Origin of the sequence: Hasllibacter sp. MH4015 (genome assembly GCF_020177575.1) — a bacterium.
In the GTDB taxonomy this organism is placed as follows: domain Bacteria; phylum Pseudomonadota; class Alphaproteobacteria; order Rhodobacterales; family Rhodobacteraceae; genus Gymnodinialimonas.
In genome coordinates this window covers 3,212,044-3,233,047 of record NZ_JAHTBK010000001.1, presented here as the reverse complement: position 1 = coordinate 3,233,047, position 21,004 = coordinate 3,212,044, and the positions used below count along the sequence as shown (strand labels likewise).

The window sequence follows — 21,004 nt, the reverse complement described above, 5'->3', positions numbered from 1 at the left end:
TCCATGAGCGATCCCCGCACGACCCCGTCGAATGGCCGCGTCGCCCATGCGTCCCTCAAGGGCGTGGTGGAGGCGGAAAGGTACACCGAGGGCCGTTGGATGATGATCCAGCAACCCATCGCCAACCTGACCGATACGCCGCGCGGCGGACGGGCCAGCCAATTGGTGTTCGGGGAGCGGTTTCTCGTGCTCGACACCGAGGATGGCTTTGCCTTCGGGCAGTCCGAACGCGACGGCTATGTCGGCTATATCCTGTCCGGTGCCCTCACCGGGGCGGAGGAGGCGACCCATTGGGTCATTTCCCCGGCCACGCATCTTTATCCCAAGCCCGACGTCAAGGCCGCGCCCGATGTCTGCCTCTATTTCGGGTCGCAGGTCCGTGTCATGGTGGAGAAGAACGGGTTCAAGCGGATCCACACCGGGCATTTCATGCCGTCCCAGCACCTGATGCCGATCAAGGCGCGGTTCTCGGACCCGGTCGGGATCGCTGATCTGTTCCTTGGCACGCCTTACCTCTGGGGCGGGACGAGCCGATGGGGCATAGATTGCTCCGGCCTCGTGCAGGCGTGTCTCTTGGCCTGCGGCATGGACTGTCCACGCGATAGCGACCAGCAGGAGGCGGCGTTGGGCGACGACATCGGCCAGGACGAAGCGCTGAAACGCGGTGATCTGATCTTCTGGAAGGGCCATGTCGGCATGATGGCCAGCGACCGGATGCTGCTGCACGCCAACGCGCACCATATGTCCGTCGCTTACGAGCCCCTGAAGGATGCCGCCGCGCGGATCGAGGCAAGTGAATTCGGGCCGATCACGGCGCGCAAGCGGTTGGCCCTGCCCTAGTCGACCGCGCGGATCAGCTTGCGTTCGAGGACGCGCAGGACGGTTTTCAGATCATCGCCCCGCTTCAGGATGCGCCCGTCCATGCCGATGACCGCATATTGCTGCTTCTTGTCGCGCAGCTTCGGGCGCTTCTCGATCCGGTAGATCGGATTTTCCGCCGTGCGCCGAAAGACGGAGAAGACGGCCACGTCGCTCAGGTGGCTGATCCCGTAATCCCGCCATTCCCCCGCCGCGACCATGCGCCCGTAAAGCCCGAGGATCACGCCAAGTTCCGTGCGATGAAACGCGACTTGCTTGTGGGAAGATGAGGGGCCCGTGGGCTGGAAATGCATCACCATGGGGGGATGGTGATGGCGAAGGGGGTGGGGGTCAAGTGTGCGGTGTCAAAAGCCGGTCACAAGCAGATCGACAGCCGTAACTATTGCGTCGCGATCAACACGTGACGCATTGGCGGCTTCGCCGATATCCGAAGCGGGCAGCGCGATCATCTCGGTCATCAACACAAGGTGGGGCTCTCCACCCACGACGCAATCTATGTAGAGTTTCTTGACCGTGTTTTGGACATAAGATCGGTGCATTACTGGGGCGAAAAGGATCATCGCCGTTTCAAGCCCAGGTTCCGATTGAACACGACACAAAAGGCCTTCGCCGTCGCGCGTGTGGTAGATGGTCCCTTGGCTCACCGGCGGAGTTTTCTGTATTGCGCCAGTGACGGTCCATCACGTTTGAGCCGAGCGTGCTCCTCTTCGATACCAGCGCGCGAGGCATCGATCCATTCCTGCTTCTCCCGCTCACGTCGAGCTTGGTCGAGACCGGCGTCGATATACGCCCGGACAACTTCTGACGTAGACTGGCCAAGCTGCTTGGCTTCCGCTTCCAACGCCGCTTTGCGGTCCGCCCCGATGTCTCGAATGTTCAACGCAGATGACATAGTTTCTTTTCCGCACAAGAAAGGCCTGTGCTACACATAGTGCAACACAGGCCGCAACACAATCGTGGTAGGGTCAGGCCCGCACCAAATCCTCATAGCTCTGCGCGATGTCGCGGGTCATTGCGCCGACTTCGAAGTTGTAGTCGCCGATCTGCCCCACCGGTGTGACTTCCGCCGCGGTGCCGGTCAGCCAGCACTGCTCGAAGCTTTCCAGCTCTTCCGGCATGATATGGCGTTCGTGGACCTTGATTTGCTTGCTTTCCAGCATCCCGATCACCGTCTGGCGGGTGATGCCGTTGAGGAAACAGTCGGGCATGGGCGTGTGCACCTCCCCGTCCTTGACGAAGAAGATGTTCGCCCCCGTCGCTTCGGCCACGTAGTTGCGGTAATCCATGAAGAGCGCGTCGGAGCAGCCCTTGGCCTCTGCCGCGTGCTTGGAGGTGGTGCAGATCATGTAGAGGCCGGCGGCCTTGGCGTGGACCGGGATCGTCTCGGGCGAGGGGCGCTTCCACTTGGAGATGTCGAGCTTCGCACCCTTCATCTTGGCGTCGCCGTAATAGCTGCCCCATTCCCAGGCGGCGATGGCCAGGCGGACCGGATTGCGCGCGGAACTGACCCCCATGTCCTCGCCCGCACCACGCCAGGCGACCGCGCGGATATAGGCGTCGGTCAGATTATTGGCCTTCATCACTTCGTATTTCGCGGCCTCGATCTCCTCGACCGTCCACGGAATCTCGAAGTCGATGCAGGAGGCAGAATAATGAAGCCGTTCGGAATGCCGCCGGGACTCGAAGATCTTGCCGTTATAGGCTCGTTCGCCCTCGAAGACACTTGAGGCATAGTGCATGGCGTGGGTGAGAAGATGAACATTCGCATCACGCCAATCGACGAGCTTGCCGTCCATCCAGATCAAACCGTCGCGATCGTCGTAAGCACCTGCCATGGTCCCGTCCTCCCCAATATGCCCGCTTCCACCCGGGCTGAGTTTTCGAATGTTGCGCAAAATACGTCCGCTTCGGACATAAAATTACGCAAAACGCCCGATTGGCTAGCAATTGATTCTTGGAAAGTCAACAAGGCTGACATAATGTGACCGAAACGACGGAAGAGGGTCAACATGGCTGATCGCTTGGCGAACGCTGGCATGGGGCGGGGGGAGACGCTGCTTTTCCTGACCGACGAACAGCTGCGCCGCGGGATCGAGGCGATGTTCTTCGCCTATCGGGGCTTTACGGCCGATCCGGACCGCATCCTGTCCGAGAAAGGATATGGTCGCGCCCATCATCGGGCGGTGCATTTCATCAACCGAACCCCGGGGACGACCGTGAACAACCTCTTGTCGATCCTCGGCGTGACCAAGCAATCGCTGAACCGGGTGCTGCGGACATTGGTGGAGGATGGCCTTGTGGAAGCCCGCGTCGGGACGCGCGACAAGCGGGAGCGGCACCTGTTCCTGACGGATGACGGCGCGGCGTTGGAGCAGGCGCTGTCGGAGGCGCAGCGTAACAGGATGCGGGCCGCGTTTCGCAATGCGGGGCCGGAGGCCGTGGCGGGGTTCCGCGCGGTGTTGGAGGAGATGATGGACCCGGAGATGCGCCGCCACTACGCAGACGGGATGGAGCAAGCCCCATGAATGCCGCAGATATGGATATCGGGGCGCATCTTCTGATCGTGGATGACGATGAGCGCATTCGCGTCCTTCTTCAGAAATTCCTGACACGGAACGGCTTCATGGCATCGGGCGCGCGGGACGCGGCCCATGCGCGCAAGCTGTTGGAGGGGTTGAGCTTCGATTTGATCGTGCTGGACGTGATGATGCCGGGTGAAGACGGGCTGAGCCTGTGCCGGGACATTCGGGCGGAGGCTGCGACGCCGATCCTGTTGCTGACCGCGAAGGGGGAAGCGGAGGACCGGATCGAAGGGCTGGAGGCGGGGGCCGATGACTACCTTGCCAAACCGTTCGAGCCGAAGGAACTGCTGCTGAGGATCAACGCGATCCTGCGGCGGATGCCTGCGCCGGTGGAGGATGCCACGACGCCGCAGGTCCTCTACCTCGGGCCGATCCGGTATGACATCGAGCGGGGCGAGATGTGGGAAGGCCAGCAGCCGGTGCGCCTGACGGCGACGGAGGCGGCGCTGATGCGGATCTTCGCCCACCAGACGGGGGAGGCATTGAGCCGAGCGGACCTTGTCAGCCTTCTCAACCGCGACAAGGTGGGTGGCGAGCCGGTGCAGGAACGCGCGGTAGATGTGCAGATCACGCGGCTCAGGCGCAAGATCGAGGTGAACCCGAAACAGCCGCGCTACCTCCAGACCGTGCGCGGCGCAGGGTATATGCTGTCGCCCGAGTGAGGGGCGGTTGCACGCTTGCAACCATGGGCTAAGCCACTAAAAAGAAAGCAATACCCCATATTCATTAACTGAATTTTAACACCCCGAAGCCTGCCTTGAGCCTTTGCTGCCAACGAACGGACATGCGCCATGCTGATCGTCAATAACCCGTCTGGGCTTGCCCATGAGATGCCCGAAGGCCACCCGGAGCGGATTGCGCGGCTGGAGACGGTCTTCGCCGTTCTGTCGGATGTCGACGCCCTTCGCGAGGAGGCCGTGGAAGCCGCCGAGGCCGATGTCGCGCTTTGCCACCCGCAGACCTATATCGACGCGATGCGCGATGCGCAGCCGACCAGCGGCATGGTTCAGATCGACGCCGATACCTCCGCCTCCCCTGGTACGTGGGAAGCCGCGCTGAAAGGCGTTGGCGGGTGCCTTCTGGCTGTCGACCGGGTCCTGTCGGGCGCCCATAAGCGCGCCTTCGTGGCCACGCGCCCGCCGGGCCACCATGCGGAACGGGACCGCGCGATGGGGTTCTGCCTGTTCGGCAATATCGCCATCGCGGCCCAACATGCGCTGGACCGGCATGGTCTTGACCGGGTCGCCATTGTCGATTTCGACGTCCACCACGGCAATGGCACGCAGGATCTTCTGTGGGACGAGCCGAGGGCGCTTTTCATCTCCAGCCACCAGATGCCGCTCTACCCCGGGTCGGGCGCGGTGCATGAGCGCGGCGCGTCGGACAACGTGATGAACCTGCCGCTGCCGCCGGGATCGGACGGGCAGGCGATGCGGTCGCGGTACGAAAGCCACGTCTTCCCGCGACTGCGCGACTTCGACCCGGACCTGATCCTGATCTCCGCCGGGTTCGATGCCCATGCGCGGGACCCGCTGGCGAACCTGCTGTGGGAGGACGAGGATTTTGCCTGGGTCACGCGGGCGTTGGTGGATGTCGCCGAAGAGGTCTGCGACGGGCGCGTGGTCTCGACACTCGAAGGTGGGTATGATCTTCAAGGGTTGGGCGGTGGCGTGCTGGCCCATGTGACGGAATTGGAGGATCGCAATGGCTGATAAACCCATCGAGGAGATGAGCTTCGAGGATGCGATCCGGGAGCTTGAGACTGTGGTGACGCAGCTGGATCGCGGCGACGTGGCGCTTGAGGACTCGATCAAGCTTTATGAGCGTGGCGCGGCCCTGAAGGCGCGCTGCGAGGCGAAGCTGAAAGAGGCCGAGGAAAAGGTCGCGCAGATCACGCTGGACGCGAACGGGCAACCTAAGGGTGCCACCCCGGTTGAGGGTCTGTAAGGCGTGTTCGAGACCGCCCTGACCGCGGCGCAGACGCGCATCGGTGACTTCCTGACGGACCAGATGACACGGCTCGGGGACGACACGATTGCCCAAGGCATGCGCTATGCCACCCATGGCGGGAAGCGGTTGCGCGGGTTTCTGGCGCTGGAAAGTGCAGGCCTGTTCGATGTGCCGGTCGACCGCGCGTTGTATGCGGCGGGCGCCGTTGAGTGCCTGCACGCCTATTCGCTGGTTCACGATGACCTGCCCTGCATGGACGACGACGATTTGCGGCGGGGTCAGCCGACGGTTCACCGGAAATGGGACGAGGCGACGGCCGTTCTGGTCGGGGATGCGCTCCAGACCTTTGCGTTCGAGTTGCTGAGTGACGTGAGGGCGGGATCGGACCAGGCGCGCGTGGCGCTGGTCGCAAGCCTTGCCCGGGCAAGCGGCGCGCAGGGCATGGTGCTGGGGCAGGCGCAGGATATCGCGGCGGAAAGCGCCGACAGGTCCCTGACGCTGGAGGAGATCACGGCCCTTCAGGCCAACAAGACCGGTCGCCTGATCGAGTGGCCGGCCCATGCCGGTGCGATCCTGGGCGGGGCCGATCCCACGTCGCTGCGCGCCTATGCAAGGGCCATCGGTCTGGCCTTCCAGATCGCCGATGACGTGTTGGACGTGGAGGGTGATGCGGACAAGGCCGGGAAGGCCCTGCGCAAGGATGCGGAGGCCGGGAAGGCGACCTTCGTGTCATTGCTGGGCCTTGATGCCGCGAAGGCGCGCGCGCGTGACCTGGTGGCGGAGGCCGATGCGGCGCTTGCGCCCTATGGCGAAAAGGCGCAGTCCCTTCGCGATCTGGCGCATTACATAGTGAGCCGTGACAAGTAGCGAGACGATTGGCCGATGACTGACCGCCCGAATACACCGTTGTTGGACAAGGTGCGCCGACCTGCCGACCTGAAACACCTGTCGGATCATGATCTGCGCAAACTGGCTGATGAACTTAGGGCCGAGATGATCTGGACCGTGAGCCAGACGGGCGGCCATTTCGGGGCCGGCCTTGGCGTGGTGGAGATGACGGTGGCGCTGCACCACGTTTTCGACACGCCGCGCGACAAGCTGATCTGGGACGTCTCCCACCAATGCTATCCCCACAAGATCCTGACTGGGCGGCGGGAGCAGATGCTGAGCATCCGGCAGAAGGATGGCTTGAGTGGGTTCACCAAGCGAAGCGAGTCGCCCTACGATCCGTTCGGTGCGGCCCATTCCTCCACCAGCATTTCGGCGGCGTTGGGTTTCGCCGTGGCCCGCGATCTGGGGGGCGATTGCGAGACCGGCCACGGGGATGCGATTGCGGTGATCGGTGACGGGGCCATGTCGGGCGGCATGGCGTTTGAGGCAATGAACAATGCCGGCCACCTGGGCAAGCGATTGATCGTGATCCTGAACGACAACGAGATGTCGATTGCGCCGCCGACGGGCGCGATGTCGTCCTACCTTTCACGTCTCTACGCCGGTGCGCCGTTCCAGGAGTTCAAGGCGGCGGCCAAGGGGGCCGTGTCGCTGTTGCCCGAACCGTTCCAGGAGGGCGCGCGGCGGGCGAAGGAATTGCTGAAATCCGCGACCGTGGGCGGCACCTTGTTCGAGGAGTTGGGCTTTTCCTATGTCGGGCCGATCGACGGGCACGATATGGAAAGCCTCCTGTCGGTCTTGCGCACCGTGAAGGTCCGCGCCGATGGGCCGATCCTGATCCACTCGATCACCAAGAAGGGCAAGGGATACGCCGAGCATCGCGCCGATCGCGGCCACGCCACGGCGAAGTTCGATATCGCGACGGGGGAGCAGAAGAAAGCACCCTCCAATGCGCCGAGCTACACCAAGGTGTTCGCGCAGAGCCTGATTGCAGAGGCGGAGGACGACCCCAAGGTGGTCGCCGTAACCGCGGCGATGCCGGACGGCACGGGGCTGGACCTGTTTGCCGAGCAATTCCCGAGCCGGTGTTTCGATGTAGGCATTGCCGAGCAGCACGCGGTGACCTTCGCCGCCGGGATGGCCGCGGGCGGGCTGAAGCCGTTTGCGGCAATCTATTCGACGTTTCTGCAACGTGGCTATGACCAGGTGGTCCACGATGTCGCGATCCAGCGCCTTCCCGTGCGTTTCGCGATTGACCGTGCCGGGCTGGTGGGGGCGGACGGCTGCACCCATGCGGGCAGTTTCGACATCGCCTATCTCAGCAACCTGCCGGGTTTCGTGGTCATGGCCGCCGCCGACGAGGCGGAGCTGCGGCACATGGTGCGCACGGCGCTGGAGATCGAGGATCGCCCGAGCGCATTCCGCTTCCCACGCGGGGAAGGGGTGGGCGTCGACCTGCCCGAACGCGGCACGGCGCTGGAAATCGGGAAGGGGCGGATGATCTCCGACGGGTCGCGTGTGGCGCTGCTCAATTTCGGGACACGCCTGAAAGAAGTGCAGGAGGCGGCGGAGGCGCTGGCGCAGAAGGGGATTACACCTACCATCGCCGATGCGCGGTTCGCCAAGCCGCTGGACGAAGAGATGATCCTGCAACTCGCCCGCCATCATGAGGCGCTGATCACTGTGGAAGAGGGCGCCGTCGGCGGCTTCGGCTCCCACGTCGCGCAGCTTCTGGCGGAGCGTGGCCTGTTCGACACGGGCCTGAAATACCGGTCCATGGTGTTGCCGGACATCTTCATCGACCAAGCCAGTCCGCGCGATATGTATGCCGTTGCGGGCATGAACGCCGAGGATATCGAGGCGAAGGTTTTGCAGACGCTTGGGGTCGAGGTGTTGAGCCAGCGGGCTTGAGGTTGCGCGCCTGACTGGCCCGCCACCGGATCAGGGCCTCTCGTTCAACTTCTTCTCGATCGCCTCCAGCCGGACCAGCACCTCGTCGCGGTACTTGTCGGTGGCGGCGTTGCTTTCCTCGGAATGGGCGTCCTGCATGGAATTGACCACCAGGCCGACGATCAGGTTCACCACGGCAAAGGTCGTGACCATGATGAAGGGCACGAAGAACATCCAGGCGTAGGGATAGACGTCCTGCACCGGGCGGACGATGCCCATGGACCACGATTCCAGCGTCATGATCTGGAACAGCGAATAGAGCGACCGACCGATCGTGCCGAACCATGCGTCGAAATTCGCGGCCTGCTCGGCGTTGCAGGCGGGACAGGCGCCGCCGAAGAGCTTCGTGGCCATGACCGCGCCGATATAGAAGATGATCGACATCAGCAAAAAGACAGAGCCCATGCCGGGAAGGGCCGTCAGAAGCCCTTCCACCACGCGGCGCAATGACGGGACGCCGGAGACGACGCGCAGCACCCGCAAGATGCGCAACGCGCGCAGAACCGCAAGGCCCTGACCGGAGGGCACAAGCGCGATGCCCACGATGATGAAATCGAAGATGTTCCAGCCATTGCGGAAGAAGCGTGGCCCGAGCGCGAAGAGCTTGAGCGCGATTTCGGCGACAAAGATGCCGAGGCACAGGCGGTCGAGCGCAAGGATCAGCGGCCCGTACCGTTCCATGATCGGCTCGGACGTCTCCAAGCCCAGGATGATGGCGTTGAAGATGATGACGCCGATGATGAAATTCCGAACCTCGGGCCGGTCGAGAAAATCGGCCATGCGGTTTCGGAAAGTCTGGACGGCCATCTAGGAATGCTCCCGCGTGAAATCAGGTGTGGATATGGGGCAGGGTGAACTTTGCCGCAAGTTCCACGTGCGGCGACCAGCGAAATTGATCGACCGGCTGCACCCATTGGAGCGCGTATCCCGCTTGTTTCAGGATCGCCGCGTCGCGGGCGAAGGTGACGGGGTTGCAGGACACGGCGACGACCGTCGGAACGCGCGCGCGGGCGATCTGCCGTGTCTGCGCCTCCGCCCCCGCGCGGGGTGGGTCGATGACGATGGCGTCGAAACCGGCAAGCTCGTCGGGCAGAAGGGGGCGACGGAACAGGTCCCGCGCTTCGGTCGTGATGGGTTTCAGGCCGATCGCGTGGTTGGCGGCTTGAGTGAGGGCGGCAAGAAGATCCGGGGCGCCTTCGACGGCATGGACCGGGGCTGTTCGCGCAAGTGGCAGGGCGAAGGTGCCGAGGCCGCAGAAGAGGTCCGCGACGGATTTTGCGCCTTGCGTGGCCTCCATCACGGCGGCTTGCAAGGCGGCCTCCCCCTCAGCCGTGGCTTGCAGGAATGCGCCGGGGGGCGGGGAGACGCGGGCCGGACCGATACTGAGCGTCGGTGGGGTTTCGATGAACACGGGCTCATCGTCCCATGTCAGGCGGATGAAGGCGTGCGCGAAGGTTGGCAACGCCGCACGGACGGGGCCGTCGAGGGGTTTGCCGCCCGTCACACGGCAGTCGATGCCGGTATCCGTTAGGGTCAGCGCGAAGGCCAGCGTGGCGGAGCGGGAGGCCCCGATGCGGGTGATCTGCTCGAGCGCCGGGAGGGTTTCAAGCAGGCTTGGGTGCAGCACGAAACAGTCTCTGATCGGCACGATCGTGTCTGATTTTCGTGCGTGGAAGCCGACAAGCGCGCCCTTCTTCGTCCGGGTGCCTGCCAGGGTGGCACGGCGGCGTGTGCGGGGTGGGGAGGTGAGGATCGGGCGGAGCGGTGTGGCCAGGTCATGGGCTTCGAGAGCGTTTGTGATCACATCAGACTTCCAAGCCGCGACGAATGCGTCAGAGGCATGCATCAGACTGCATCCTCCGCAGGACTTGTAGTGGGGGCAGGGCGCCTTCACGCGGTCAGGGGACGGCGTGATCACAGAAGGCGACGGGATGCGGTCGCCGGAAACGTCGCCTGCTACAACCTCACCCGGAAGTGTCAGGGGTGCGTAGACTGGCCCTTCCGCAATGCCGTCACCGTGGTGGCCCAGACGCTGGATCGTGACCTCAGCCATGGGGGATCGCGGGCGAGAAGGCGTAGCCTTCGGGGCTGAGGATCGTCGCCTCCCGCAGGCCGTGGGGCTTGTCGGCGGGTGGCTCGATGATCGTATGGTCGAGGGCTTCGGCGCGACGCGCGCTTTCGTCGGGGTCGATGCCGAAGAGGTAGACTTGCACACCCCCGCCGCGGGGCGGATTTTCCGGGATCAATTGGGGCAGTGGGTTGGAGTGGTACGTGCCGTCCGCGTGAAGCTGGATGAGCGTTTCGCCATGGCGGATGATGGCGAAATCGTCGGACAGGCGATGGGCGGTGAGGCCGAAGGTCCCGGTCAGGAAGGCGGCCAGCGCACGGACATCGCGGGTCAACAGGTTGAGGCCGACACCGGTGAGGGAGCGGCCAAAATCCTCTGCAGAAACGGTTTCAAGATCCATGGCGGGAGGATTGCGGCATTCGCGCGCCCGGGGCAAGGCAGTCGGAGCCCGGACGGCTATACGGTTTGGAGGAACCGGCGTACCTGGGCGGGGTTGCGGAGGTGATGGACGGTGACATTCGGCCCGGCCTCAGCCATCCAACGGAGGTTGGCGTGCCGGCCCGTTTGCCGCGTCTCCCAAATCCAGGTCCAGAACTCGAGGCTGAACCGTTCGGGGCAATTATCGGGCAAGTCAGGGCGGGTCTTGCCGTAGTGCAGAAGCGTGCGCTTGGCCACGCGCCAAGCACGCAGGGGAAGCTGAAAGTCGAGGTTGATGAGGGTGTCGCAGCGCGCGAGACGGTGATCTTTGGTGGCGGCGAGTCCCCCTTCGAGGATCCACGCATCGCTTTCCTGCACCTCCAGCGCCATTGCGATCTTCTCGGGCTTCGGGCGCTCGTTCCAGCCGGACATCCAGTGGATCTGGTCGATGTGATGGACGGGCAGGCCGGTTTTCTGACCCAGCAGACGGGCAAGGGTGGATTTGCCGGATCCGGGTTGGCCGATGATCATCACCCGCTTCATTGCGCTTATGCCTTCGGCGACTTGAGCGCGGTTGCATTGTTCATTCCGCGGCGGCCACGTCATCGGTGCCGATGAAGCCGCCGGATTGGCGGGTCCAGTAGCGGGCGTAGAGGCCGTCGCGCGCAAGCAGGTCGGCGTGGGTGCCGTCCTCCACGATGCGGCCCTGATCCAGCACGATGATGCGGTCCATGGCGCTGAGCGTGGACAAGCGGTGGGCGATGGCGATGGTTGTCTTGCCCTCCATCACCGAGGCGAGGGTGGATTGGATGGCGGCCTCAACCTCGCTGTCGAGGGCGGAGGTCGCTTCGTCCAGAACAAGCACAGGCGCGTCCTTGAGGAAGGCGCGGGCAAGCGCGATGCGTTGGCGTTGACCACCGGACAGCTTCACGCCGCGTTCGCCGAGGAAGGCGTCATAGCCGGTGCGACCTTTGAAGTCTTCCAGATTGAGGATGAAATCATGCGCCTCGGCGCGCTTGGCGGCGTCAATGACCTCGGCCTCCGTCGCGTCGGGACGGCCATAGAGGATGTTGTCGCGGGCGGTGCGATTGAACATCGCGGTTTCCTGCGTGACCATGGCGATCTGCTGGCGGAGGCTGTCTTGGGTGACGGTGCTGATGTCCTGCCCGTCGATCAGGATATGACCCTGTTCGGCGTCGTAGAGCCGCATCAAGAGGTTCACGAGGGTCGATTTACCCGCGCCCGACGCGCCCACAACGCCAAGTTTCTGGCCCGGCGCCACCACGAGATTGATGCCATCTACGCCGCCCGTTCGCTGGCCATAGGCAAAGCTGACCCCGTCGAATTCCACCCGACCCCTGAGCCGCGGGAGGGCGGCGGCGTCGGGCGCGTCGGTCAGGCCGTGGGCCGGGGTAAGGGTGCGCATTCCATCCTCAAGCTCCCCCACATTGGAATAGATGCCCATCAGCGTGAAGCTTACCCAGCCGGTCATCTGGCTGATGCGCATGGAGATTGCGCCGATGGCGGCGATGTCGCCGGGCGTGACCGCGCCGGTGCGCCAGAGCATCACCGCGCTGATGACCAGAAGCACCGGCAGAAGGCCCGCAACCGCCATCAGCACGAACCGGAAGGAGGTGGAGAGATAGCCGAAGTGCAACGCCGCATCGCGATAGCCGGACATCGCGTCGATGGCGGCGGTATCCTCGTGATCCGTATGGCCGAACAGCTTGACCGTCTTGATGTTGGTGATCGTATCCACGACCTGCCCCGTCACGTTCGCGCGCGCGGCGGCGCGGGCCTTGGCGCGGATGCGGATGCGCGGCAGATACCATCGGATCAGGGCGAAATAGACGCACATCCAGACCACCAGCAGCACCGCGATGCGCCAATCTATTGCGACCAGAAGGCCGATAGTGCCGAGGATGGTAATAACGGCATAGACAGCGGCGGAGATGACCTCCTGCACGATATTGACGAGGGCGGTGGCCGATTGCGCCTGTTTCTGGGCGATGCGGCCGGCGAAATCGTTGTCGAAGAATGTCACGTCATGGCCCAGGGTCCAGCGGTGCAGCCGAGACTGGATCAGCGGCGCGAGGTTCGGCGGCAAGACGATGCCGGAAAACGCGGCGGACAGTCCGAAGAAGAGTGGGCGGATAAGGATGTAGAAGCCGATATAGGCTGCGATCAACAGGGCGTTTTCGGCCAGGTAATTGGCACTGTCGCCCGTGGTGCTGTCGATCATCACGCCCAGAAACCAGGCGGAAGCGACCTCCATCAATCCGGCCATTCCCGAAAATGCGGCGGCCAGGAGGATCATGGGCCACGCGCCAGAAAGACACCATTGGATAAACGCCCAGAGCGTTTGCGGCGGCGGGCCGTCGGACGGGGCGAACGGCGGGATAAGTGTGCCGAGCCAAATGCCCGCCCGCTTGATCCAGCTCATTCCGCCGCCTCCTCTGAATTCGGCTCGAAGCCGATGAAGCCGCCGGATTGGCGTGCCCAGAAGCTCGCGTAGAGCCCGTTTTGGGCCAGAAGCGCGTTGTGGGTGCCATCTTCGACGATGCGACCGTCGTCTATAACCACGATCCGATCCATCCGGGCGATGGTGCTGAGGCGATGGGCGATGGCGATGACGCTCTTACCCTCCATCACGCCGTAGAGCGTGTTCTGGATCTGAGCCTCGACTTCGGAATCCAAGGCCGACGTCGCCTCATCCAGAACGAGGATCGGCGCGTCTTTCAGGATCACGCGAGCGAGGGTCACGCGCTGCCGTTGCCCGCCGGACAATTTCACACCCCGCTCACCCACGTGGGCGTCGTAGCCTTTGCGGCCCTGGGGATCCTCCAGATCGAGGATGAAATCATGGGCTTCGGCCCGGCGCGCGGCGGCCAGCATCTGCGCCTCGGTCGCGTCGGGGCGGCCGTAGAGGATGTTGTCGCGCACCGAGCGGTGCAACAGAGACGAGTCCTGCTGCACCATTCCGATCTGCTGGCGCAGACTGTCTTGCGTGACGTCCGCGATGTTTTGCCCGTCGATCAGGATGCGACCCGCCTCCGCGTCGTAGAACCGCAACAGGAGTTTCACGAGGGTCGATTTGCCCGCGCCGGAGCGGCCGACAAGGCCGACCTTCTCGCCCGGTTTGATCGTGAGGTTGAGGCCGTCAATACCGCCCGAGCCGCGCCCGTAATGGTGAGAGACGCCGTCGAACGTGATCTCACCCGCCGTGAAGTGCAGGGGTTGCGCGTCGGGTGCGTCGGTCAACTGTACCGGTTCCGTAATCGTCTCCATCCCTTCGGCCACGACGCCCAGTTCGCGGAAAAAGGTCGACAGCGCCCACATGATCCAGCCGGTCATCGCGTTGAGCCGCAGGGTCAGCGCGGTGGCGGCGGCGACCACCCCGACGGAGGCCGCGCCCTGCGACCAAAGCAGGATCGCCCAACCGACGACAGCCACGATCAGCAGCCCGTTGAGCGAGACCAACATGATGTCCATCATCGTGAAGATGCGCATTTCGCGCGCGATGGTCGTGCGGGTGTTTTCGACGCCGTCCTTGGCGTAGGCAAGCTCCATCTCGTGATGGGCGAACATCTTGACGGAATGGATGTTGGTGTAGCTGTCGACGATCCGACCCGTCAGTTCGGACCGCGCATCGGAGGCGGCCTTGGATGCGGGGCCGACACGGGCCATCGTCCAGCGCAGCAGCAGCGCGTAAAGCGCGAACCATGCCAGCAGAGGCAGGAGCAGCCGCGCGTCGGCCTGAAGCAAAAGGATCGCCGCGCCGACAAGGTAGGCAAGCGCGAAGGTGATCGCGTCGAAGAATTGAAACACCACCTCCCCCGCCGAACGGGGGGTCTGCATGATGCGGTTGGCGATCCGGCCGGCGAAGTCATTTTCGAAAAAGCCGACGGATTGGCGCAGCACCTGCTTGTGGCCACGCCAACGCGCCAGCGCGCCGAATTGCGGCAAGATGCCATTGTTGAGGAGCGCCACGTCGAACGCCTGCAATGCCGGACGCAGGAGCAGGATGAAGGCGGCGGCCAGAAAAAGCTCCATCCCGTAGTCAGCCAGAACGCGGGCGGGTTCCCCACCGCTCAGCAAATCCACGACGCGGCCCATGTACCAGATCAACCCGATCTCGACTGCGGCCACGACAACGGACATCACGGCAGTCACGGCGAAGAGGCCCTTGAACGGCTGCGAATAGTCCCAAAGGAACGGCCATAGACGGCGTGGAGGCTGATCCTGTTCCGGGTATTCGGTATAGGGATCGACCAGATTTTCGAATTTGCGAAACATGACATTTCCCGTGCCAGACGGGAGATATAGCGCGTGGTTCAGAGAAAGACCATGATAGCGGAAGCGGCGAGGCCGGTTGCCATGATACGTGCGAAGACGGTCCAGGCGCGCGGGGTCGTCAACAGGAGAGCGAGGAGGCTGCCGGCGAAGCTCCAGAACAGGCAGACGCCGAGGTTGATGGTCGAGAATGTCGCCCCGAGGCGAAGGGCTTCGCCCGCAGGCGAAAGGCCGCCGGGAAAGCCCGAAGCAGCAGCGATGGCGATGGCCCAGACCTTGGGATTGATCCATTGAAAGAGCGCGGCCTTGCCGATGCCCCAAGGCGCATCGGTGTCCTTTGCGTCGGCAGCGGAGGAGCGCCAGAGCGTCCACGCCATCCACAGGATCCAGGCCGCAGCGACGATCTTGAGCAAATGGGTCAGGCCCGGGGCGGCGGCGAGGAGCGCGCCGATGCCGAACCCGGTAAGCCCTGCGGTGATGCCGACGCCAAGGGCGACGCCAAGGACATGGGGCAGGGTGCGGGCAAACCCGAACCGCGCGCCCGAGGCCGTCAGGAGGATCACGTTGGGACCGGGGGAGAAGAGGCCGACAAAGACGAAGGCGAATAGCGGGTCCATATCAGGACAGAAGCTCCGCCTTGGTCAGGGTGAAATCGCTGTCGATCCAGCGCGATTCCAGCGCGCGGAGGTGCTGGCCCAGGGCGGGCCCGCTGAGGTGCGGAAGATCGGCAGCTTTGACGGGGAATGTCGCAGCAGCGCCTTTGGTGATGGCGTCGCGGACATCGGGCAGGGGCATCTCCTGTGCGGCGGCGCGCAGGGCGATGATGTCGGACGCGGCATCCGCGCCGTGGTGATAAGCAAGCGCGCCGGGTTGCGTGGTGGTGCCGATCTCCGCGCGGTAGAGCGCGACGGTTTTGGCGTCAGCCTTCGAGAGGCGGAGGTTGTCCGCGACCTCCGCCCCGCCGAGGCTGGCGAGCCGCGCGAGGGGGGATGCGGTATAGCCGCTGAGGATCGTCAGCATCCGCGACGACGCGCCGGGCAGGATCGTGGTGAGCACACCAGTTTGATCCATTGCGGCGATTGCGGGCGCGGGATCGGGCGCGCGGAGGAGTTTCAGGAGTTCGGTGCCGATCCGTTCCTTCGACAGGCGCGGGAGGCCCTGGAGGTTGGCGGCACAGGCGGCGAGCGCGTCGGCATCCATGCCGTGGGCGGGGTCTGCATACCAGGCATGAAACCGGAAGAAACGCAGGATGCGGAGGTAATCTTCGGTGATGCGCGCATCGGGATCGCCAATGAAACGGACGCGGCGGGTGGAGAGGTCGGGAAGGCCGGTGCCGTTGGGATCGAGAATGTCGCCTTCACGCGTGGCGTAGAGCGCGTTGATGGTGAAATCGCGTCTTGCCGCATCCTCCGCAATGTCGGTGGAAAAGGCGACCTGTGCGTGGCGGCCATCCGTCTCTATGTCGCGGCGCAGGGTCGTAATTTCGAACGATTTGTCGTGGGCGATCACGGTGACCGTGCCGTGGTCGATGCCCGTCGGGACGACTTTCAGCGATGCGGCCTCCACCGATGTGATCACATCGTGCGGGTGCGCATCGGTGCAGATGTCGATGTCATCGACCGCGCGCCCCAGAAGGCCGTCGCGCACGCACCCGCCAACGAACCACGCCCTGTGATCACAAAGCGCATCGAATACCGCGACGGTGCCGGGATGGGTGAGCCAATCCGCAGAAAGCCGCATCACGCCGCCCTGTCCGCGAGGGATTTGAGCATCCGTGCCGTGGCACCCCAGATGTAATAGGGGCCGTATGGCACGACATAGTATTCGCGGCGCATCCCGCGCCAACGTCGGCCCTCCACCGCGAAGTTTGAGGGCTCCATGACGAAGGCGAGCGGGACGCGGAAGACTTCCGCCACTTCGCCGGCCTCTGGGAGGGGATCAAAATCCGCCTCGATCCGGGCCAGCACAGGGGTCACGGAATAGCCCGTCACCGTCTCGTGCGGGGGTAATTCAGCCAGGATAGAGACATTTTCGGGGTCCAGCCCGATCTCTTCATGGGCTTCGCGCAAGGCGGCCTCTACCGGCGTTTCGTCCCCATCAAGCTTGCCGCCGGGAAAGGCGATCTGGCCAGGATGGTGTTTGAGGGTGGAGGCGCGTTTTGTCAGGATAACGTCATCGCCCAAAACACCGATCAGCACCGCGGCGGGGCGAAGTTTGCGCCCCTCGGGCAGGACAACGCCCGGGTTGAGGTCGTAATCCGACGATGGCCGCGCCGGGCGAACCTCCAGCGCGGCCATAAGGGTTTTCAGATCAACGGGGCGTCCCATCGACATCTTTCTCCGCTTCGAAGCCCAGGGTCAGGGGATCGAACACGTAATGGGCGCCGCAGAACTGGCAGTCGGCGGTCACATCACCTGCATCCGTGGTCATGTGTGCAATGTCCTTGGCCGAGTAGATCGACAGGCTTTGCCGCACGCGATCCTCCGAACAGGTACACCCGAAGGTCACGGGCTGCGCATCGAAGACACGCGGCTCCTCCTCATGGAAGAGGCGCACCAGCAGATCTGTGGGGGCGACGTGGGGTCCGATCAGCTCCATCTCGTCCGCCGTATCCAGAAGGATGTTGGCGCGGTTCCAATCCTCGCTCGCATCCTCGTCGACCAGATCATCCGCCGTCAGAAGCCCGTCATCACCGGTGCCGCCGCCCTGTGCCTCAAGCGCGGAATCCGGCATGATCTGGAGCATCACGCCGCCCGCGCGCCACGTGGCGTCCTGCCCCGGTTCGCGCGCCTCGCCATAGCTGAGCGAGAAGGAGGTCGGAAGCTGCTCGGATTGTGCAAAATACGCTTCCGCACAGGAGGCGAGAGACCCGCCGGCCAAGGGTGTAATCCCCTGATACGGTGTCATGTCCGGGCCCTGGTCGATCAGGATCGCGAAATAGCCTTTCCCAAGCTGCGGGAAGGCGGGGGCCGCGACGTCCAGACGCTCCTCATCGAAGGAGGCATAGGCGCGAATGCGCGCAGGCTCCCCCTCCGCCTCGGGGGCAAGGAAATCCGTGGCGATCAGGCGGATCGGTCCGTCGCTGCGCACTTGCAGGGACAGTTTCCACCGCAGCTTGATCGTTTGCCCGATCAGCGCCGTCAGAAGCGCCATTTCGGCCACCATCGCCTCCACCGGGGCGGGGTAATCGTGTTGGGCGAGGATGCGGTCCAACGTCGTGTCGAGCCGCGCCACGCGGCCCCTTATGTCGGAGCGGTCCAGCTGGAACGGCAAAACGGTGTCGTCCCACGCAATTTTTGCGGTCAGGGTCATGGGGTGATCCCCCTTTAATCAATTGGGAAGTCGATTTCATATAGGACGGGTCGGGGCAACACCAAACCCCCATCTGGCCGCAGTTCTGCCTTGCGTCTGCCGCATGGGATTGGGACATCTGACCCAAAGCAAGAATTGCAGGCTGCGACCGATGAAAATCCTTTTCGTGCACCAGAACTTCCCCGGTCAGTATCGGGAATTGTTCTCCTGGCTGCGAGCGCAAGGCGGGCACGACCTGGTTTTCCTGACCCAACGCAAGGACGTGCCGCCGCTGGAGGGGGCAAGGGTCGTCCAGTATAATTCGCACCACAAACCGGCGAAGAATGCCTATGCCCTGACCCAATATTGGGAGGAATGCACGGGGAACGGGTTCGGTTGTGCCCTGGCGGCGGAAAAGCTGAAAAAGGATGGATTCACGCCCGATATCATCCTTGGCCATGTCGGGTGGGGGGAATTGACCTTCCTCAAGCAGGTCTGGGCGGATGTGCCGATCATCGGGTATTTCGAGTATTACTTCCTGGCCCAGGGCGGATCGGTCGGGTTCGACCCGGAATTCCCGGCCAGCCCCCACGCGCCCTTCACCATGCATGCGCGCAATGCGGTCAACTTCGCCAATATCCAGACCGTCGACCAGGGCCATTCGCCCACGCGGTGGCAGCGCGACACGTTTCCCGAAGCCTTTCGCGAGAACATCTATGTCAAACATGATGGCATCCGCACCGACAAGCTGATCCCGGACCCGAAGGCTGAGGTGCCGCTTGGCCGTTTGAACCGATCGGTGACGCGCGAGGATGAGATCTTCACCTACATGGCGCGCAATATGGAGCCGACGCGCGGCTTCCACGTCTTCATGCGCGCGTTGCCCCATATTCTTGCCGCACGGCCCAAAGCACGCGCGCTGATCATCGGCGGATCGGACGTGTCCTACGGGAAGAAATCAGGCTCCGAAGGTGGTTACAGGGCCGAGATGGAGCGGGAAGTGGGCGACCGGGTAGATTGGTCCCGCGTGCATTTCCTGGGCCGGGTCCCGTTCGAGGATTACCAGAGGATCATCCAGATCAGCCGCTGCCATATCTACCTGACCGTGCCGTTCGTGTTGTCGTGGAGCCTGCTGGAAAGCATGTCCATGGGAGCGACCATCGTGGCCGCGGATGTCCCCCCGGTGCGCGAGGCGATCGAGCACGGGAAGACGGGGCTGCTGACCGATTTCTTCCAGCCGGAAATGCTGGCCCAGAAGGTCGTCGATGTGTTGGAGCGGCCCGGCACCTACGCCCATCTGGGCCCGGCGGCCCGTGCCCATGTGGTGGAGAATTACGATTTCACCAATGTCTGCCTGCCGGAGCATCTGCGCCAGATCAACAAGCTGGTGCCCAAGGCGAAGCGGATTGCGGTGCCGTAAGCGTTGCGGGGCGTCCGAAGGTGGTCAGTTGGTCGCGTTGTTGGCGGCGTTCACCAGCCCGAAGGCGGAACCGACAAGGCCGAAGATCGTCTGCACACCCGTCACCGGGCTTTCGGTCACCAGCACCAAATCGCCGGGATTGATGCGGAAGTTGCGGGCGGAGAACAGGCCGTCGGCATTCGTCAGGTCCAATGCGAACACAACGCGGGCCTGATCGGGTCCACGGGCATCGGGGCGCACGGCGGAATGGGGATATTCGCGCAGCACCAGAACGCCGCCGGGATTGCCCCTGCGGCCCTCCACCCCGCCGATGATGGAAATCGCGTCGAGCGCCGTCAGGTGGTCCTGCGGAAAGCGGTGCTGGTTCTGCTCCCCCGCCGCGCCGAGGGACAGGAAATAGCGGCGATCCTCCTCCACGATGACGCGGTCGCCGCCGTGCAGAAGCGTATCGAGGCCCGGTTCCGCGAAAAGCCGGTCGATGGACGTGCCATAGATCGAGCCGCCCCGGATCAGGCGGATTTGCGGGTTCTCCATCCCCTGCTGCACGCCGCCGCCATCGGCGATCAGGTTCAGAACGGTGTAGTTCCGGTCCGGCATCGGGAAGCGGCCCGCATTGTTCACGCCGCCCACCAGATCGACGGAATTCGCGCGACCCTGCACAAGCTCCAACTGGACTTGCGCCTGGGGGGCCACCAGATCGACACGGTCCTGCAATTCGACGCGGGCCAATTGCTCCGTCAGGCCCGCGACCTCCACGTTGCCGACATAGGGCACGAAGACGGTACCATCGGGGGCGACGGTCAGGGCTTCGATCACGGTGGACGGGTCGGAATTCGTCAGGAGACTGTCATTGTCGCTGTCCCAGACCGTGATCCGCAGCTGATCGCCCGTGCCGATCACGCTGGTGCGCGCGCCGCCTGACGTCGGAATCCATCCCAGGTGCCGGTTGCCGGTGCCGGGCCAGGCCGCGACGATGGGCAGAAACTCCCGCGTGACGGGGTAGACGGCGAAATCGGCAACCTCCCCGCTGGCGACTTCCACGACCTCACGCTCCACCGGGGCGGTACGGGGCAGGTTATCGCAGGCGGCGACCGCGAGGGTGGCCAGCACGCACAGGATGAGTTTGCCGAAAGCGGGCAGATGGGCCAACGTCGATGATCCCCCGAGATCGCGTTGCAAGCAGATGTTGCGGTGACGTTTGCAAGCCTCCCGCTGGCCCGTCAATCGCGGCGGAGGGTTTTGTGTGGCCAAGCGGTGCAAAAT

General features: G+C 63.9%; 23 protein-coding genes. 8 read left to right on the top strand and 15 right to left on the bottom strand.

All coding sequences use genetic code 11. The annotated features are described in order from the left end of the window. Positions 1-3: 3 nt before the first annotated feature. Positions 4-840 (top strand): NlpC/P60 family protein, encoded by an 837-nt coding sequence (locus KUW62_RS16570; RefSeq protein ID WP_224816572.1) that lies wholly within the window; start codon positions 4-6, stop codon positions 838-840. Here KUW62_RS16570 and KUW62_RS16565 read toward each other — a convergent pair. From KUW62_RS16565 to KUW62_RS16550, 4 genes are all read right to left on the bottom strand, one after another. Beyond that, positions 837-1,172 (bottom strand): DUF2794 domain-containing protein, encoded by a 336-nt coding sequence (locus KUW62_RS16565; protein ID WP_224817135.1) that lies wholly within the window; start codon positions 1,170-1,172, stop codon positions 837-839. The two genes, KUW62_RS16570 and KUW62_RS16565, sit on opposite strands and share 4 nt — an antisense overlap. Positions 1,173-1,223: 51 nt before the next feature. Beyond that, positions 1,224-1,523, bottom strand: coding sequence for a CcdB family protein (locus KUW62_RS16560; protein WP_224816571.1), 300 nt, complete (start codon positions 1,521-1,523; stop codon positions 1,224-1,226). Beyond that, the gene (locus tag KUW62_RS16555) at positions 1,520-1,771 is read right to left on the bottom strand and encodes a hypothetical protein (protein WP_224816570.1); all 252 of its coding nucleotides are present in this window, start codon (positions 1,769-1,771) and stop codon (positions 1,520-1,522) included. Before KUW62_RS16555 ends, KUW62_RS16560 begins: the two co-directional genes overlap by 4 nt. A 73-nt stretch (positions 1,772-1,844) precedes the next feature. Continuing rightward, on the bottom strand, positions 1,845-2,714 hold the full coding sequence (locus tag KUW62_RS16550; RefSeq protein WP_224816569.1) for a branched-chain amino acid aminotransferase: 870 nt from the start codon (positions 2,712-2,714) through the stop codon (positions 1,845-1,847). A 174-nt stretch (positions 2,715-2,888) separates the two neighbouring features. On the opposite strand from KUW62_RS16550, the gene KUW62_RS16545 reads away from it, so the two are divergent. The 6 genes from KUW62_RS16545 (at position 2,889) to dxs (ending at position 8,213) form a co-directional block, all read left to right on the top strand. Next, positions 2,889-3,404, top strand: a complete 516-nt coding sequence (locus KUW62_RS16545) for a MarR family winged helix-turn-helix transcriptional regulator (RefSeq protein WP_224816568.1) — start codon at positions 2,889-2,891, stop codon at positions 3,402-3,404. Beyond that, positions 3,401-4,123 (top strand): response regulator, encoded by a 723-nt coding sequence (locus KUW62_RS16540; protein ID WP_224816567.1) that lies wholly within the window; start codon positions 3,401-3,403, stop codon positions 4,121-4,123. Before KUW62_RS16545 ends, KUW62_RS16540 begins: the two co-directional genes overlap by 4 nt. Before the next feature lie 129 nt (positions 4,124-4,252). Next, entirely contained in the window at positions 4,253-5,173 is a 921-nt protein-coding gene (locus KUW62_RS16535) for a histone deacetylase family protein (RefSeq protein WP_224816566.1), read from the top strand. Beyond that, positions 5,166-5,408 carry an exodeoxyribonuclease VII small subunit gene (locus KUW62_RS16530; protein ID WP_224816565.1) on the top strand — a complete coding sequence of 81 codons (243 nt, stop codon included), beginning with the start codon at positions 5,166-5,168 and terminating at the stop codon, positions 5,406-5,408. Before KUW62_RS16535 ends, KUW62_RS16530 begins: the two co-directional genes overlap by 8 nt. Before the next feature lie 3 nt (positions 5,409-5,411). Next, positions 5,412-6,278, top strand: coding sequence for a polyprenyl synthetase family protein (locus KUW62_RS16525; protein ID WP_370632902.1), 867 nt, complete (start codon positions 5,412-5,414; stop codon positions 6,276-6,278). 15 nt (positions 6,279-6,293) lie between these two features. Next, positions 6,294-8,213 carry a 1-deoxy-D-xylulose-5-phosphate synthase gene (dxs, locus tag KUW62_RS16520; protein ID WP_224816564.1) on the top strand — a complete coding sequence of 640 codons (1,920 nt, stop codon included), beginning with the start codon at positions 6,294-6,296 and terminating at the stop codon, positions 8,211-8,213. A 30-nt stretch (positions 8,214-8,243) separates the two neighbouring features. On the opposite strand, the gene KUW62_RS16515 is transcribed toward dxs, so the two are convergent. The 10 genes from KUW62_RS16515 to KUW62_RS16470 are packed head-to-tail and all read right to left on the bottom strand — an operon-like array spanning position 8,244 to position 18,342. Further along, positions 8,244-9,059 carry an ion transporter gene (locus KUW62_RS16515; RefSeq protein WP_224816563.1) on the bottom strand — a complete coding sequence of 272 codons (816 nt, stop codon included), beginning with the start codon at positions 9,057-9,059 and terminating at the stop codon, positions 8,244-8,246. Positions 9,060-9,081: 22 nt separating this feature from the next. Beyond that, entirely contained in the window at positions 9,082-10,305 is a 1,224-nt protein-coding gene (locus KUW62_RS16510; protein ID WP_224816562.1) for a class I SAM-dependent RNA methyltransferase, read from the bottom strand. Then, complete coding sequence (locus tag KUW62_RS16505) at positions 10,298-10,720, bottom strand: VOC family protein (protein ID WP_224816561.1); 423 nt, start codon at positions 10,718-10,720, stop codon at positions 10,298-10,300. The genes KUW62_RS16510 and KUW62_RS16505 overlap by 8 nt, the downstream gene beginning before the upstream one ends. A 56-nt stretch (positions 10,721-10,776) precedes the next feature. After that, positions 10,777-11,280, bottom strand: coding sequence for an AAA family ATPase (locus KUW62_RS16500; protein ID WP_224816560.1), 504 nt, complete (start codon positions 11,278-11,280; stop codon positions 10,777-10,779). Between the two features lie 40 nt (positions 11,281-11,320). Beyond that, on the bottom strand, positions 11,321-13,180 hold the full coding sequence (locus tag KUW62_RS16495) for an ABC transporter ATP-binding protein (protein ID WP_224816559.1): 1,860 nt from the start codon (positions 13,178-13,180) through the stop codon (positions 11,321-11,323). Beyond that, positions 13,177-15,033, bottom strand: a complete 1,857-nt coding sequence (locus tag KUW62_RS16490) for an ABC transporter ATP-binding protein (RefSeq protein ID WP_224816558.1) — start codon at positions 15,031-15,033, stop codon at positions 13,177-13,179. The genes KUW62_RS16495 and KUW62_RS16490 overlap by 4 nt, the downstream gene beginning before the upstream one ends. A 38-nt stretch (positions 15,034-15,071) precedes the next feature. Then, positions 15,072-15,647 (bottom strand): LysE family translocator, encoded by a 576-nt coding sequence (locus KUW62_RS16485; protein WP_224816557.1) that lies wholly within the window; start codon positions 15,645-15,647, stop codon positions 15,072-15,074. 1 nt (position 15,648) lies between these two features. Then, a complete protein-coding gene (locus KUW62_RS16480; RefSeq protein WP_224816556.1) occupies positions 15,649-16,770 on the bottom strand; it encodes a CCA tRNA nucleotidyltransferase in 1,122 nt (373 codons plus the stop codon). Beyond that, positions 16,770-17,357, bottom strand: a complete 588-nt coding sequence (locus tag KUW62_RS16475) for a CoA pyrophosphatase (RefSeq protein ID WP_224816555.1) — start codon at positions 17,355-17,357, stop codon at positions 16,770-16,772. Before KUW62_RS16475 ends, KUW62_RS16480 begins: the two co-directional genes overlap by 1 nt. Further along, complete coding sequence (locus KUW62_RS16470) at positions 17,341-18,342, bottom strand: Hsp33 family molecular chaperone HslO (RefSeq protein ID WP_224816554.1); 1,002 nt, start codon at positions 18,340-18,342, stop codon at positions 17,341-17,343. Before KUW62_RS16470 ends, KUW62_RS16475 begins: the two co-directional genes overlap by 17 nt. Positions 18,343-18,493: 151 nt before the next feature. Between KUW62_RS16470 and KUW62_RS16465 the strand changes: the two genes are divergently transcribed. Further along, positions 18,494-19,741: a glycosyltransferase family 4 protein gene (locus KUW62_RS16465; protein ID WP_224816553.1), complete on the top strand. Its 1,248-nt coding sequence runs from the start codon at positions 18,494-18,496 to the stop codon at positions 19,739-19,741. Between the two features lie 24 nt (positions 19,742-19,765). Here the strand turns inward: KUW62_RS16465 and KUW62_RS16460 are convergent, their stop codons facing one another. Continuing rightward, entirely contained in the window at positions 19,766-20,890 is a 1,125-nt protein-coding gene (locus tag KUW62_RS16460; RefSeq protein WP_224816552.1) for a polysaccharide biosynthesis/export family protein, read from the bottom strand. Between the last annotated feature and the right edge of the window lie 114 nt (positions 20,891-21,004).

Coding starts and splice junctions, on each gene's coding strand:
- KUW62_RS16570 (WP_224816572.1), top strand. CDS start 4: ATGAGCGATCCCCGCACGACCCCGTCGAATGGCCGCGTCGCCCATGCG.
- KUW62_RS16565 (WP_224817135.1), bottom strand. CDS start 1,172: ATGCATTTCCAGCCCACGGGCCCCTCATCTTCCCACAAGCAAGTCGCG.
- KUW62_RS16555 (WP_224816570.1), bottom strand. CDS start 1,771: ATGTCATCTGCGTTGAACATTCGAGACATCGGGGCGGACCGCAAAGCG.
- KUW62_RS16550 (WP_224816569.1), bottom strand. CDS start 2,714: ATGGCAGGTGCTTACGACGATCGCGACGGTTTGATCTGGATGGACGGC.
- KUW62_RS16545 (WP_224816568.1), top strand. CDS start 2,889: ATGGCTGATCGCTTGGCGAACGCTGGCATGGGGCGGGGGGAGACGCTG.
- KUW62_RS16540 (WP_224816567.1), top strand. CDS start 3,401: ATGAATGCCGCAGATATGGATATCGGGGCGCATCTTCTGATCGTGGAT.
- KUW62_RS16535 (WP_224816566.1), top strand. CDS start 4,253: ATGCTGATCGTCAATAACCCGTCTGGGCTTGCCCATGAGATGCCCGAA.
- KUW62_RS16530 (WP_224816565.1), top strand. CDS start 5,166: ATGGCTGATAAACCCATCGAGGAGATGAGCTTCGAGGATGCGATCCGG.
- dxs (WP_224816564.1), top strand. CDS start 6,294: ATGACTGACCGCCCGAATACACCGTTGTTGGACAAGGTGCGCCGACCT.
- KUW62_RS16515 (WP_224816563.1), bottom strand. CDS start 9,059: ATGGCCGTCCAGACTTTCCGAAACCGCATGGCCGATTTTCTCGACCGG.
- KUW62_RS16510 (WP_224816562.1), bottom strand. CDS start 10,305: ATGGCTGAGGTCACGATCCAGCGTCTGGGCCACCACGGTGACGGCATT.
- KUW62_RS16505 (WP_224816561.1), bottom strand. CDS start 10,720: ATGGATCTTGAAACCGTTTCTGCAGAGGATTTTGGCCGCTCCCTCACC.
- KUW62_RS16500 (WP_224816560.1), bottom strand. CDS start 11,280: ATGAAGCGGGTGATGATCATCGGCCAACCCGGATCCGGCAAATCCACC.
- KUW62_RS16495 (WP_224816559.1), bottom strand. CDS start 13,180: ATGAGCTGGATCAAGCGGGCGGGCATTTGGCTCGGCACACTTATCCCG.
- KUW62_RS16490 (WP_224816558.1), bottom strand. CDS start 15,033: ATGTTTCGCAAATTCGAAAATCTGGTCGATCCCTATACCGAATACCCG.
- KUW62_RS16485 (WP_224816557.1), bottom strand. CDS start 15,647: ATGGACCCGCTATTCGCCTTCGTCTTTGTCGGCCTCTTCTCCCCCGGT.
- KUW62_RS16480 (WP_224816556.1), bottom strand. CDS start 16,770: ATGCGGCTTTCTGCGGATTGGCTCACCCATCCCGGCACCGTCGCGGTA.
- KUW62_RS16475 (WP_224816555.1), bottom strand. CDS start 17,357: ATGGGACGCCCCGTTGATCTGAAAACCCTTATGGCCGCGCTGGAGGTT.
- KUW62_RS16470 (WP_224816554.1), bottom strand. CDS start 18,342: ATGACCCTGACCGCAAAAATTGCGTGGGACGACACCGTTTTGCCGTTC.
- KUW62_RS16465 (WP_224816553.1), top strand. CDS start 18,494: ATGAAAATCCTTTTCGTGCACCAGAACTTCCCCGGTCAGTATCGGGAA.